Source organism: Roseovarius roseus (assembly GCF_043355935.2).
Lineage (GTDB): Bacteria > Pseudomonadota > Alphaproteobacteria > Rhodobacterales > Rhodobacteraceae > Roseovarius > Roseovarius roseus.
Genome location: NZ_JBHFPE020000007.1, coordinates 1 through 13,722 on the forward strand (window position 1 = coordinate 1; position 13,722 = coordinate 13,722).

The following is a 13,722-nucleotide window of genomic DNA, read 5'->3' on the forward strand; positions in this document are numbered from 1 at the left end:
AACCCGATACGACAGATGCCCAAAAGTCTTTCTATCCGCAATCGCCCTCGCTGCGATCGTGATCTATTGGCTATGAGTCCTGACCCTAAAGTGCTTCGCCAAAATAATCCCGAATGATTGTGAGCACGTAGTTCTGGGCTCAAGTCGGACCTACGCCACGTCTGCAAGCAAGATCGGTGCCGAACATGACGGCCAACGGCAGCAATGCGGACGAAGCGACCATTCAACATTCCTCAATTAACGTCTGCTTTGCCGCGATTGCCAAAATCTGGTTTATTGTGTCTGATGCGGTGTCAATGGAGACCAATGGTGGATTATTCGGCATTTAGAGACGGCGAGCGCGACGGTTGGTCATCGCGTGCCGACAATTATGGCGACGCGACGGCACGGGTCACACGTCAAACGATTCCCAAACTACTGGACCATGCGCGCCTTTTTCCTGGTGCAAAGGTTCTCGATGCGGGCTGCGGTCCGGGGTACGTGGCGGCAATTGCAAAGTTGCTTGGCGCAGAGGTTAAGGGCATCGATTTCTCTGCAAACATGGTTGAGCGGGCCAAAGCCCAGTTTCCCGGAATTGCGTTTTCCGTCGCGGACGTTGAAGACTTGCCGATGCGAGATGAAACTTTCGATGCAGTACTCTGCAACATCGTCTTGTTTCACGTCACTGACCCTGAACGTGCCATGTCAGAGGCCCGGCGTGTTCTAAAGCCAAGCGGCAGATTTGTTTTCAGTCAATGGCTTGGGCCGGATCGGTCTGAATGTTATAAACTAATGCTTGATGTTATCGGTCGACATGCCGACATGTCCCGGGCAGACCCGGCACCGAATGCTTACGCTTTGTCCGATGAAGCGCAGGTTTCAGAAATGATGAAAAGCGCCGGCTTCACCGACATCAAGGCGGAAGTTGTCGAGAATATTCTTCATGCGCCGGGCCCCAGCTTATTTGACTTCTTCATGACGTTTGGCGTCCGCGTCCCGCTGATCTTAGATAGGCAAGAGGTTAACGTGCAAGCATCAATTCGAGAAGAAATAGATGAAGCAGCATCGCAATACTTGTCGGATGGTTGCTATAAAATTCCAATGCCGAGCATCGTGTTCTCGGGGGTGGCAAAATAGGCCAGCCTATTTGCAAAGTCGTCATTCGCTGCAAGGCGTAATTTTTGCACTTTGGGCTCGAATCTGCCGTTCTCCGCACTTGCACACCGCAAAAGACTTGGTGCAGCACCGAGCGTCTACTTTCTTCAGGTTGCCCAATTTAGTTTGCGGGCGCAGCGAATTCACACTTTCCGCCCTATCATCCAAAGATTTTGGGGTGGCGCGCACCGGATGTCACGTCGGCTTCGGATTGTGAGTGGTCATTCGCCGAACGAGTCACCAACGACTGGTTTAGGCGGAACTGGAGAAAGCGGCCTGATTACACAAACTGATACACCTGAGCAGGGACGAAAAACTGTTCAGGAAAACGGGACCAGCTCAGCGTTCCATCTGGGTGCGCAGTGCCAAGATTGGCCTTTGGATCTTGAGATAACAGGCTCATCAGGCGGGGTCAGATGCAACGCTTACGAATATCCTCTATTCAGGCGGTTCCGTATTGAGAATCGTGGCATTCCGCGGCGTTCATCCCGTGTCTGGTCCGGTGTTCCAGATGGGTTTTCGGGTCTGGTTCGGTGGGCCATCATTCGCTCGGCGTCAAGTGTCCAAGCGATGAACGCGGCCGGGGTTCATCGTAAAGACCAACACAGTATACGGGCAGGCATCGTTGTGGAGCTCATGCGCAAGCTGGCGGTCGAATAGGAGCCCTGAATCGTCGCCGTCACGCATATCGAAAAGACTTATGACCGTTTCGAATGGCTGTTCAATTTGCGCGTTGGCGTGCTGGAGCGGGGCGCGCGGCCCTGACGGGCCGGACGCTTCAGGACAAATGCACCAGCCGCATTTTTGTTGTCTCTACGGCGCTTTGTATGGCGGCGCGATCCATCAGACAGGCCGCGGTGGTCAGACCATCAGCCATTGCCGCACTGCGCCCCGAGATCGAGATCTGGCGCCACGGCGTATCCGCCGGCTGTCCGCTGACTGGGCTGAGGATGTGACCCGCTGTCCCTGCAGCGTCAAAAGAGGTGCCGCGCGGCGCGGAGGTAGCCATCGCCATGTCGCGCAGATGGGTCTGCCCGCCCGATTTCAGCGTCACGGACCAATCGCCGCCGCCGGGATGGCCACCGATGGCCGCCAGTTCGCCGGTATCGACCATGACGTTTTCCAGCCCCTCGGCGCGCAGGATCGCGGCGATGCGATCCGCGATATAACCTTGCGCGATCCCGTTCAGCGTCAGGGCCATGCCGGCGCGTTTCAGCCGCACGGCATCGCTGTCAAAGCCGACATTTTGCCAGCCGATCAAGGTCTGTGCCTGCGCCAAATCGGGGCCGCTGACATCATTGCTGTAGTGCCGCGCCCATGCGGACCAGAGCGGCTGGATCGTCGGATCAAAGAGGCCGCCGGTCAGGGTATGGACGCGGTCGCACAGCGACAGGCATTCCAGCAGCTCAAACGGCGGCGCGGTAAGCTGGCCCTGTGCGTTGAGGCGCGACAGGGCCGAGGCGGGTTTGTAGAGGCTGAAGATATCCTCCAGCCGCTCCAATTCACGCGCCACGTCTGCGGCAATGCGGCCTGCATCGGCATGCGCCAGCGTTAGCGTGGTGCGCGCGCCCAGTGCCATGCCGCGCCACTGCGTTACCTCGGGCGCAGCCGAGACGCTGCCGGCAAAGGCGCCGGCGGCAGTTGCGACGGCCCCTGCGCTGATGGTCAAGAAGCGGCGGCGGGACAATCTGGACATCTCAGTTCTTCCTCTCATTGGATAGCTTGCGAAGCCGGTCGGAAAAATCGGCTTCGTCGTCGGCGTTGCTCTGTGGGCCGTCGGCCACGGGCGCCAGAACGGCGGCATCGGGGATCTGCGTCAGGCGCAGGATCCGGCCGCCATGGGCGGCGGCGAAATCTTCGGCAGCGCCTTCAGCGGCGAAGGAGACCGTTTCTGGCGCCCCCATGCCGCCCATGCGATCCGAGCCGAGCACGTAATAGGCATCCTCGGCCGCGATCCAGTGATCCTGTCCCGGCGCGTCCCAGCTGGGCACGCTGCCCACGTCCTGCACATATATCGCGGTGATGGCGTGGCTCTGTTCGGGCATGCGCTGATACGCGATGGCATCGCGGACCTGGCTGAAAAAGAGCGGCATGCCGGGCAGTCCCTCGAGATGCACCTGCGCCTTCGGTCCGGCATGTTCGAGCAGGTTCATCTGGCAGAAATGGCCAACGGCATCTTGCGTCATGCGCACGGGGTCCGGCGCCTCGGCCTCGTCGCGGCAGGCCGCCAGCGCAAGGATGCAAAGAAGGGCAAGAGGGAGCTTCATGGCGTCACCTTTCGAAAGGCCAGCACCGAGGCGGCAAGTGCCAGGAGTGGCCAGATCAGGATCGACAGCAGCGCATAAAGCGGCGGGATCGCATTGGCCGCGCCGCCGATGCCTGCGGCTGCTGCGGTGGCGTCCGACGCCGCCAGATTGAAGAGTCGGAACGCATCCGCCGGATTGGCGACCAGCAACCAGGGGAAGAGATCCGTGGTGAACCATCCGCCGCTATCGGCGACGATGGCAGCCAGAAGACCCAGGTCATAAAGCACGATCATGCCCAGCCAGAGCCCGATCGCCAGACCCGCTGCACCCGAGGGGCGCCGCGAGAGGGCCGACAGCGCATAGCCAAGGCAGAGGAACGTGGCTCCGAGCAGGGCCGAGCTCCAGACCAGCCGCAGGAGCGCGGGCAAGCCCCGCAGCGCCTCGGGATCGACCAGCCACGCCGCGATCGCGGCGCTGCCATAGCCCGCGACGATGGCCAGCGTGAGCACCGCCAGATGCGCCGCCAGTTTGCCAAGGAGCAGCTCCGCCCGGTTGCCGGGATAGGTCAAAAGCAAGGGGAGCGTGCCGCGCTCGACCTCGCCGGCGATGGCGTCGAAGGACATGAGCAGCGCGACCAGCGGCACGAGGTAGACGCTGAGCGATGTGAGGCTCGCCACCGTCACCGATAGCCGATCGGTCCCGAGCGCGCCCGTGGGTGCCGACCCGGCGGCAGAGAGGACCAGTGAAAAGACCACCATCATCAGCACCGCGATCGCCACCCAGCGATTGCGCAGCGCAATGCGGAATTCGGTCATCGCGGTGGAAAGGATACGCGTCATTGCCCGTCCCTCCGGCTGTAGTGGCTATAGATGTCTTCCAGGCTGGGCGGGGTGATCTCGATATCGGCCACCAGATCCTTGAGCGCCGTGATCTGCGACAGGACCGGCAGCTTGTCATTCTGCGCCACGTCCAGATGCAGGCCCGTGCCGTTCATACGCCCTCTCGGAAGGGCCGCCGTCAGCTTGTCTTCGGCGCCGGGTTGCGGGATGACATGCAGTGTCACGGGCAGGTTCGCGGCGCGGCGCAGGTCGGGCAGGGTACCTTGGGTGACGACGCGGCCCTGCGAGAGGATGATCAGACGGTCGGTGCGCGCCTCGACCTCGGTCAACGCATGGCTCGACAGAAGGATCGCGGCGCCTTCGGCTGCCAGCCCGTCCAGCAGCGTGTAGAAATCACGGCGCGAGACCGGATCGAGGCCGCTTGTCGGCTCGTCCAGTACCAGAAGGCGGGGTTGGCCGATCAGCGCCTGCGCGAGGCCGATCCGCTGACGCATCCCCTTGGAATAGGTGCCGATCCGCCGCTTCGCCGCATCCGCCAGCCCGACACGAGCCAAGAGCTCCATCGCGCCGCTTGCGGGCAGGCCACGCAGGCGCAGGAAATGGCGGATCTGCTCCAGCCCGCTCAGCGCGGGGTGGAAAGCCACGTTTTCCGGCAGATAGGCAACTTGCGCGCGCGCGCAAGTTGATCCGGGTGCAGCGCCCAGAACCTCGATCTGGCCGCTGTCATAGGGGATCAGCCCCAGGATAATCTTCATCATCGTGGATTTGCCGGCGCCATTGTGGCCCAGCAGCGCAACACGCTCGCCCGGGGCGACCTCGAGCGCGACATCGCGCAGCGCAGGGATGCCCGCGTAGGTCTTAGTGAGTTGCGAGAGGATCAAACTCTGCGTCATTCGTCTTTCCATCGCGCCAGCGTCCGGCGCTTTCCTCGGCCAGATCGGCCATGTCATCGGGCACGGCAATCTCCACCGGTGCCATCATCGGGTGACTGTCCAGCACACCGCCAGGCAGGGTGGCGGGGAAGCTGCTTTGCGACCAGCGCACCAGCTGCACCGCCGGAGCACCCATCAGAAGGGCCGCCGAAGGCTGTGACCAGAGGATATGATCCATCAGGTCATTGGGGCGAAACGCGCTGTCGGCGCGCCCGTCGCCATCCAGATCGAAGGCCGGATGATCGGACCAGTAATTGCCGCGGCCTTCAAAACTCCATTCGACATCGGTCGTGCCGACATATTTTACCTGCGTGCGGTTGCCGACAAAGGCGTTTCCGGTCAGCGCGTTCCGCTCGGACCCGGCGGTGAAATGGATGCCGATATCGCAGCCCTCAAAGCGGTTGTCGGCGATCAGGTTGCGGTGGGCGTTGTAGATGAACGTGCATTTCTCGGCCCCGCCCTGCACCAGATTGCCCTGAACGTCGGATTGGTTGGCATAGTTCAGCATGATGCCGTGATCGCGATCATTCAGCGACAGATTGTCCAGCACCTGAACCCGGTCGGAAAACATCAAGGCATAGCCCAGATGGTTGCCGATGGACACATTGCCCGACACTTCGCTGTCATTGGCATACATGTAATGCACCGCAAAGCGCAGGTCGCGGAAGAGATTGCCGCGAAAGACGTTGCGCCGCGAGGTGTTCACGAAGATGCCATCGCGGCCGTAGCGGATGTCGTTGCCAATCACCTCGGCGCCGGTGGCATTCCAGACATAGACGCCATTGCCGCGATCATTCATGCGCCGGTCCCGGCGCCCGACGATGGTGTTGCCCCGAACGATGCTGTTGTTCGCGCCGTGGATGTCGACGCCAAAGAGATTGCCAAGGATCGTGTTGTTCTCGACCAGTGCGCGCCGCGCCGTCTTGGTCAGTTGCACGCCGCTGTCGATGGTCGTGTGGCTGCTGCCGGATCCGGTGATCGTCAGCCCACGGACCGTGATGTCATCGCCGGTCACCGTCACGACCGAGCCTTCTTCGGTCCCGACGATCTCGGCCTTGTTCTGCCCGTCCAGCGTCAGCGTTTCGGTCAGTGTGACCGGGCCGTCATGCCGGCCCGGCGCAAGGATCAGCACATCGCCGGGAGCAGCCCCCGCGATCGCATTCTGCAACGCTCCGCCACCTGCCGGAACCATAACGGTTTCGGCCCATGCAGGCATCGCCAGAACGCAGGCGGCCAGCAGGAGGCGGAGCATTGCCATGGGTCAGGTCGCCTTCGGTTTGACCAGCATCCGGCCGCGCATCTCCATATGGAGCGCGTGGCAGAACCACTGGCAGTAATACCAGTAGACGCCCGGCTTGGCCGCCGTGAACGTGACCGAGGACGTCTGCTGTGGCGAGATCTCCATAGCAACACCGTGGTTGTTCAGCGTGAAGCCGTGGGACAAATCGTCGATGTCATCGAGGTTGGTGATGATGACCGTGACTTCGTTGCCCTCTTCGACCTCGAACTTGTCGAGCGAGAACATCGGCGCCTGGCTGGACATGTAGACGCGCACCTTGTTGCCGTCGCGAATGATCGTGTCCATGTAATCGTCGATATCGACGCCATCTGCCTCGGCCTGCTCGCGCGTCTTTGCCCACATCTTGTCGTTGCGGTCCCAGATATCGACGGGATTGACGATATCGCGCCGCACGAGGATCACGTCATGCGGCTCGGCAAAGGTCGGGCCGTCATGCACCACTTTCATGTCATCGGTCGAGATATCGATGATCTGCTCGTTCTCGGGTTTGAGCGGGCCGACATTCAGGAAGCGGTCCTTGGAGAACTTGTTGAGCGACAGAAGCCAGCGGCCATCGGCCTCTTTGGTTTCGCCCATGGTGGTGTGGTTGTGGCCCGGCTGATAATGCACGTCCACCTTCGACACGATCGGATCGATATCCTCGCCATTGTAAAGCTTGATCGCGTCCTCGACGTGCCACTTTACCATCTGGCTGTCGAGGAAGAGGGTGGTGTAGGCGTAGCCCTTGCCATCGAACGCGGTGTGAAGCGGCCCAAGGCCCAGCTCCGGCTCGGCCACGACGATCGAGCGGGGATCGGCGTCCTCGTCGAAAAGCGCATCCATCTTGCGCACGTCCAGAACCGAACATGTCGGGGACAGCTTGCCGTTCACCACGACATAATTCATGTCGGGCGCGGTATTGATGCCGTGCGGGCTGCTGGGGATCGGCACGTAGCGGGTGTATTTCTTGTTCTGACCCTTGCGCCCGTCGATCACCTTGACGCCGTTCAGCTCCTGATAATCTCCGGCCTCGATGCCTGCCTCAATTTCCTTGAGGTTGAAGATCACGACATGGTCGCGCTCAGCTTCGGTCATCTCGGCCAAGGTCATGCCCATCTCCGAGTTGTAGGAGGTCGAGAAGGCGTATTTGCCCTGATAGTCGCAATCGGTGTTGTCGAGATTGCCCGAGACGATCACCTGCCACGCGATTTCCATCGTGTCGCCGTCAAGCGCGGTGAAGAAGTTCACGTACTTTTCCGGCTCGTCCAGAACGGTGCCGTCATTGACCATCGGCGTCTCGTCCTCGCCATTGGCAAAGACATAGCCGGTGCGCGGGAACTTCTGCGGACGCAGGCCGTGGATCGCCTTGGCGTTGGGGATCTCGGTGATCTTGTCGGTCTTCATCACGTCGCAGCGCACCCGCGCGACGCGCGTGTTGGCCTTGTCGTTCATGAACAGGTAGCGCCCGTCATAGGTGCCGTCGGTGAATGACATGTGCGGGTGGTGCAAATCGCCATTGTCATGCACGCGCTTGCCGTTGGCCGCCAGGAACGCCTTGGTTTCGGGCAGCATGCCCTCTTCAAAGATCGCCAAGCTCTCATTCGTCTGCCCCCAGCCGGTGGCCGAGCAGCGGTTGAAGACCGGAACGCGCATCAGCTCACGCATGGACGGAAAGCCGAGGATGCGCAGCTCGCCGGTCTGGCCCGAGGACCAGAAGCCGTAATACTCGTCCAGCTCGCCCGGCTCGAGGTTGATGCCGGGAACCGCGGCCGAGGCCTTGCCTGTGGAGGCAACCGTGGCCGCGCCCGCCGCGCCGCCCAGCAGCGCCATGCGCGCCGCGCCCGAACCGCCCAAGAGGGCTGCGCCGCCCGTGGCGCCCAAAAGGCCCCGGCGGCTGATGCCGTGTTTTTTTGTGTCGTCAGACATTGGAAGTCTCCTTCAGGTTGGGGTGGTTCTTGATCGCCCGGTCCAGATCCGCCGAGCCGCGCGACGCGGACTCGCGCCGTTTGAGCTTGCGGATCACGACCGGGCACTTCTCCTTGGATTGATACAGCACCTGGCAATGCATGCAGTTCAGGCACTCATTGGGGTTGATCTCTCCAGTGGGATGGATGGCCTGCACAAAGCATTCATGGGCGCAGGTCTGGCAGGGGTTGCCGCATTCCTTGTAGCGTTTCAGCCAGTCGAACATGCGCAGCCGGGCCGGGATGGCCAGCCCCGCGCCGAGCGGGCAGAGGTAGCGGCAGAAGAACCGCTCGACGAAAAGGCCCGCCACCAGCAGCGCGACGACATAGGCCACGAAGGGCCAGGCGCGCATGAAATTGAGGATGATCGCGGTCTTGAAGGGCTCGACCTCGGCATAAACCTCGGCCCGCTCGATCGAGGCCAGCGAGACGCCGAAAAGGCCAAGGAAGATCATGTATTTGATGGGCCAGAGTCGCTCATGGAGTCCCCAGGGCAGCGTCCATTGCGGAATGCCCAGCTTGCGGCCGATCTGGTTGAGCAGCTCCTGCAGCGCGCCGAACGGGCAGAGCCAGCCGCAATAGGCCCCACGCCCCCAGAAGATCAGCGCGGCTGCGACCGCGAACCACAGGATGAAGGTGAGCGGATCCAGCAGGAAGGCTTGCCAGCTGAAATCGCTGGTCAGCGCGCCGAAGAGCGCCATGAGGTTGACCACCGAAAGCTGCGCGTTGGCATACCAGCCCAGATAGACCAGCGTGACCGTCAGGAACGTCATGCGAAACCAGTAGGTGACGCGCTCGGACCGGGTAAGGAAGCCCTGAAAGAAGAACGCGCCCGTCAGGATCGTCAACATCACCGACAGCACGATGATTTCCTGCGTCTTGTCGGCCCAGATGCGTTTCCACAGGGCTGACTGCGCGGCCAGCTCATCCTGATCGGCCGCAAGCTGGGCGCCCGTCGGTGCGGCAGGGGCCGGGGCGCTGCCGGGCACTTCCTGCATGTATTGAGCGGGCAGATCGTAGCTCATCTCGAAAGTGGTAAAGACCCGCTCGATCGCCGCCACGTCGCGCTGCACCAGCAGTTGTAGGCGGAAGGGCTCGGTGGGATCGAAACCGGCATCGGCGGGGATCTTGAAAAGGTCCGTCTCGCTCAGCTCGGGCGCGCCGACGGCGGCGACGGCGCCCAGCCTCCGGTGCATCTTGTCGCGGAACCGCACCGAGGTATCGCCCTGAATCAGGACGATCCGGTCAAAGATGCCGCCCCGGACATAGCCCGACCCCTTGAAGGAATAGAGGCCGCCCCCGGCCACCATGATCGCGTGCTCGTCCTCTTCCAGCCAGTCCTGCAGGTTGGCATTCTCGGCGCTGCCCAGAAGTGCCTCACCCACGGCGGGGACCGAGACGAGGCCCATATACATGTCGATGAAACTGGTTTCGGGCGGGTTCTTGAGCGCGCGGCGCGCGGCGCGCGGGTCGTCCATCGCCTCGAAGGCCGCGTTCACCTCGCCCACGTCCAGCGACAGCCGCCGCAGCGTGCCGTCGCCGGCCAGCGTTTCCCAGTCCTGCGGCGCGGTCGCCTCGGGGTTGATCTCGAATTCGGGGCCGGTGGGCGCATCCGGGGCGGTCAGCCCGCCAAGCCCCAGATCGCGTGCCACCTTGAGGCCGGCGCGCACGATCGAATCGTCGATCACCATGATCGTCACGGTTGCGCCGGCAATGATGTCCAGCTCATGCGCCGTGCCGCCCGATTCCGCCTCTTTCACCAGATCAAGCCCGGCGTAATTCGCCGCCAGCGCCTGAATCTTGGAATCGGGAATGCCGATCAGAACGATCGGCTCGGAATGCTTGACCAGTTTGACGCCCAGAACGATGGCATCATCGTCTACGGCGACCATCGTGTGGATGGGCTTGCCCGAATAGCCCGTCGTGCCAACGTAATCGGACGCGATAAAGGCCCAGCCGATCCGCTCACCCCCCTGCAGCAGCGGGGCCACCGGCATGTCGTCGCGAATAGGGCCAAAGGCATCGGCACCCGCTGCCAGATCGCCGGGCGCCACGTCGCCAATATATTCCGCCAGCACCGATTGCGCCGCCTGGGCGCGCGCGCCATCGCCGGGCATCACCGAGGCAAGCAACAGCGCGGCAAGGCCAATAAGGCAAGAGACCATGTAGGAGAGGCGGGGGTGCCGGGCAATCGGGGCCGTGTTGGCAGGCGTTGCCGGGCGAGGGGCGCGATGGGTGCAGATGCGGGCAGGCATATCAGATATTCTTTTGTTTTAGGGGTGGACCGCGTGCATGGGCACGGTGGGCGGACAAGCCGCGCGGCGGGAAGGCTGCGCGGTCCGCAGCCAAGAAAGCGGTGAAAGACGCGGCGAGAACAGGAAAGCCTGACTGTGTCGGTGCGGTAGTGCCTGTCAGCGCGCAGGCGGGACAAGTGTCGCAAGCGGCGGCAGGGTCATGCGGGACGGGCTGGCCCTCCGCATCGACCACGACGTCGACCGCTGCCCCATTGATGCAGATCACGACTATATCGACGCCCGCCGCCGTGGTCGGCATGGCCGAGCGCGCCATCGGGCCGCTGGCCATGGCCAGAAGCGCGGTAATCAACAATAGCAAGCGGGCGAATCCTATGAGCATGGCACTGGATCTCACATGTTTTCTGCCGGAAGTTTGTTCTAGATCAAGCTCGACCCCAGAATAAGTCCGCTTATCGTGAGGTCAACCAGATGCCAGCGCGTCGCTCCTATCACCTCGCCTGATCATTTCACGATTGATAATATCGCACCGCGTGTGGCAGCGTGAAGTTTTCACTCCCAACCGGAAGGATACGCCATGACAGCCTGGCTTCCCACCTTGATCACCGAAACGCCCGAAGAGGGTTATGAACTGGCGGTTAAACTGTCGCGCGTCGCGGTCAAGATGACCCAGCCCGACGCCGCGGAACGCGAGCGGATGCGTCCCCATTACGCAGAGGATTCGGATGCACTGATCGCCGTCAGCCAGGTCGTGGCGACGCATTTCGCCACTGTTGCCGCAGCGAACGGATATTGGAAGTAGCGCGGAAACCCACACGGGCCTGAGACGCGGTTTCCCAAGCGATACGCGCCCGTATTTCAAGGTGCGCCACCGGCACTTGAAGAGGAGGTTGTCCAGATAGCGGCCCTTGCCGTCCATCCGCTGCCGGGCAGGGCATTGCGCCACAATGTCCGATCCAACGTCTTCGACGTCTCAATAAACGTGCAGGCGGTGATGGCGGATCGACTGCCCCACCCGGACACGGCACGAAGCCAGGTCTGACGGTCGGCGGCTATCGAACGCTTACCTCTTCCAGCTGTGTTGTTCGCTAGAGGATGGCGCGATCGAGAATGTGCCTGAGCCGTTTGATGCGGATAATTGCATATCGGATGGCCTGCGTCAGCGGAGCCTTGCCGCAGATAGGGTTGAGCCGCATGGCAAGCCAGTGTTCTAAATCACTGACGGCTGGCTCAGCCTTGGCCTGCCTCAACCGCACTTGTTCACCCGGCGGTGATCCACGGCCGTCTTGTCGTCTGCGTAGAGATCGGCGACGCGATCAGGCAATGGCATAGCGGTGGCAGTGCTGCTCGCCCAAGAACTTACGCCTGAATTTCGACGGGCACCCGCCCTGGTGAGTACGGCCGGCGTGGCACAGCACTTCACATCCGGCACGGCTATCTGCGGGAATACCATTCGGTATAGTCCTTGTGGTGAGTGCTCATGCGGATGGCCATTGAGCCAGATACCCTTGATCAAGTCGCCGCGACGGCCAGGAACGACAGACAGGTGCCCGCAATATGCGTTTTGCCTCAGCAGCTTTTCGGTCAGGGCATCCGGCGTCGCGATGTGAACCGCTTCGGGTGTGTCGCAGCGCGGAACGTCTTGGTAGGGTGCAACATCACGAGGATGACAAGGCTCAACTATTCCCAAGAAGGATGTGCCGCAGGAACTGGTAGAATCGCGGGTCCTCCGCATGGGCGACGTTGACTCGCATCGCGGGGGCTGTGGTCGGATCCGCGCGCTCACCCTCGGCATAGAAGAGCCGCCCCGGCGCAAGGAAGATGCCGCGTGCCGCCGCTTCGCGCGCCAGGCTGCGCTCATCGATACGGGGCGGCAATTGGAGGAAGCTGTAATACCCATGCTCCTTCTCCGCAAAACGGGCCAGCCCTAGCGCAGCGACTCGGGCATGATAGGTGCTTCGCACTGCATCCAGTCGCGTGACCAACTGGCCCAAATGGCGCTCATATCGTTGGCTCTTGATCAGTTCGGTGATGACCAACTCGGAGAAGCGGCTGCTGTTGATCGTCGTGACCAGCTTCAGCTCGGCCATGTCGTGGGCGATATCCGGGGCGGCGATCATATACCCCACCCGAAAGCTGGCAGAGAGGAGCTTGGAGTAGGTCGATATCGCGATGACGCTGCGGAACTGATCGAGTGCGGCCAACCGCGTGCCCGTCTCGCCAGGCAGGTCAGTGAAGGGATCGTTGTCGATCACCCGCAAGCCGGCGAGGGCGGCGATGCGCAGCACGCCATGTGCATTGGCGAGGCTCATCGAGCTTCCGGTAGGATTCTGCCCTGTTGACTGGGTGAAGAACATCTTGGGCGCCGCGCCGGTCCTTGGCCGCGCCAGCCGCTCCAGCAACGCCAGATCCGGGCCGTCTGCGCATCGCGGCACGCCGATCACGTCGATACGTGCAAGTTTCAGCTTGGCAATCAGGGGATAGTAGCCGGGATCGTCCACCAGCACCGCATCGCCGGGCTCCAAAAAGCGCCTGATCACCAGATCAAGCGCATGATTGGCGCCGAAGGTGGTGACGATCTGCTCGGGCGCCGCCTCCAGTCCAATGCGCCGGGCACGAGCGGCTATGATCTCGCGCAGGGGCAGGTGCCCATGTGCGCGGCCATAGGCCGTCTGATCCCCCTCGAAATGGCGCAGAAGGTCTCCGCGCAGGGTGCCGGGCAGCGCGGACTTCATCCAGGCTTCGGGCGGGCGCCCGTCGCCGGGACGCATCTGAAACCGCTGGTCCAACTGTTCCTGTAGCAGCGAAATGCGGTCCACCGCTTCGATCAGGTGCGCGGGCTGCTGATTGCGCCGCTCAGACGCTTGCGGTGTCGCAACAAAGAATCCGGCCCCGTGCCGCGCATCGACAAGTCCCTGTGCGGTCAGGCGGCCATAGGCCTCGATCACTGTGTTACGCGATACACCATGTAGAGTCTGAGCTGCGCGCAGCGACGGCAAGCGGTCGCCTGGGCGAAGCCGTTCGGTTGCGATATCGCCCCTGATTGCCTCGGTAATCTGCCCGGCCTTACTCATGC

At 62.2% G+C, this 13,722-nt stretch carries 12 protein-coding genes; 3 read left to right on the top strand and 9 right to left on the bottom strand.

Annotation, left to right across the window (positions count from 1 at the left end):
* The first annotated feature begins 185 nt into the window (after positions 1–185).
* Positions 186–329, top strand: coding sequence for a hypothetical protein (locus ACEWPL_RS12115; RefSeq protein ID WP_393929801.1), 144 nt, complete (start codon positions 186–188; stop codon positions 327–329).
* A complete protein-coding gene (locus ACEWPL_RS12120; protein ID WP_393929799.1) occupies positions 307–1,116 on the top strand; it encodes a class I SAM-dependent methyltransferase in 810 nt (269 codons plus the stop codon). Before ACEWPL_RS12115 ends, ACEWPL_RS12120 begins: the two co-directional genes overlap by 23 nt.
* 796 nt (positions 1,117–1,912) lie before the next feature.
* On the opposite strand, the gene ACEWPL_RS12125 is transcribed toward ACEWPL_RS12120, so the two are convergent.
* The 8 genes from ACEWPL_RS12125 to ACEWPL_RS12160 form a co-directional block, all read right to left on the bottom strand.
* Entirely contained in the window at positions 1,913–2,830 is a 918-nt protein-coding gene (locus tag ACEWPL_RS12125) for an FAD:protein FMN transferase (protein WP_393929797.1), read from the bottom strand.
* 1 nt (position 2,831) lies between these two features.
* Positions 2,832–3,401 (bottom strand): nitrous oxide reductase accessory protein NosL, encoded by a 570-nt coding sequence (locus tag ACEWPL_RS12130; protein ID WP_393929795.1) that lies wholly within the window; start codon positions 3,399–3,401, stop codon positions 2,832–2,834.
* Positions 3,398–4,219: an ABC transporter permease gene (locus ACEWPL_RS12135; RefSeq protein ID WP_393929793.1), complete on the bottom strand. Its 822-nt coding sequence runs from the start codon at positions 4,217–4,219 to the stop codon at positions 3,398–3,400. The genes ACEWPL_RS12130 and ACEWPL_RS12135 overlap by 4 nt, the downstream gene beginning before the upstream one ends.
* Positions 4,216–5,112, bottom strand: a complete 897-nt coding sequence (locus ACEWPL_RS12140) for an ABC transporter ATP-binding protein (protein ID WP_393929791.1) — start codon at positions 5,110–5,112, stop codon at positions 4,216–4,218. The genes ACEWPL_RS12135 and ACEWPL_RS12140 overlap by 4 nt, the downstream gene beginning before the upstream one ends.
* Complete coding sequence (locus ACEWPL_RS12145; RefSeq protein WP_393929807.1) at positions 5,078–6,403, bottom strand: nitrous oxide reductase family maturation protein NosD; 1,326 nt, start codon at positions 6,401–6,403, stop codon at positions 5,078–5,080. The genes ACEWPL_RS12140 and ACEWPL_RS12145 overlap by 35 nt, the downstream gene beginning before the upstream one ends.
* 9 nt (positions 6,404–6,412) lie before the next feature.
* Complete coding sequence (nosZ, locus tag ACEWPL_RS12150; RefSeq protein WP_393929789.1) at positions 6,413–8,356, bottom strand: TAT-dependent nitrous-oxide reductase; 1,944 nt, start codon at positions 8,354–8,356, stop codon at positions 6,413–6,415.
* On the bottom strand, positions 8,349–10,511 hold the full coding sequence (locus ACEWPL_RS12155) for a 4Fe-4S binding protein (protein WP_393929805.1): 2,163 nt from the start codon (positions 10,509–10,511) through the stop codon (positions 8,349–8,351). The genes nosZ and ACEWPL_RS12155 overlap by 8 nt, the downstream gene beginning before the upstream one ends.
* Before the next feature lie 139 nt (positions 10,512–10,650).
* A complete protein-coding gene (locus tag ACEWPL_RS12160; protein WP_393929787.1) occupies positions 10,651–11,007 on the bottom strand; it encodes a hypothetical protein in 357 nt (118 codons plus the stop codon).
* Positions 11,008–11,223: 216 nt separating this feature from the next.
* On the opposite strand from ACEWPL_RS12160, the gene ACEWPL_RS12165 reads away from it, so the two are divergent.
* Entirely contained in the window at positions 11,224–11,448 is a 225-nt protein-coding gene (locus ACEWPL_RS12165; protein ID WP_393929785.1) for a hexameric tyrosine-coordinated heme protein, read from the top strand.
* Between the two features lie 874 nt (positions 11,449–12,322).
* Here ACEWPL_RS12165 and ACEWPL_RS12170 read toward each other — a convergent pair.
* On the bottom strand, positions 12,323–13,720 hold the full coding sequence (locus ACEWPL_RS12170; protein ID WP_393929783.1) for an aminotransferase-like domain-containing protein: 1,398 nt from the start codon (positions 13,718–13,720) through the stop codon (positions 12,323–12,325).
* Positions 13,721–13,722: the final 2 nt, after the last annotated feature.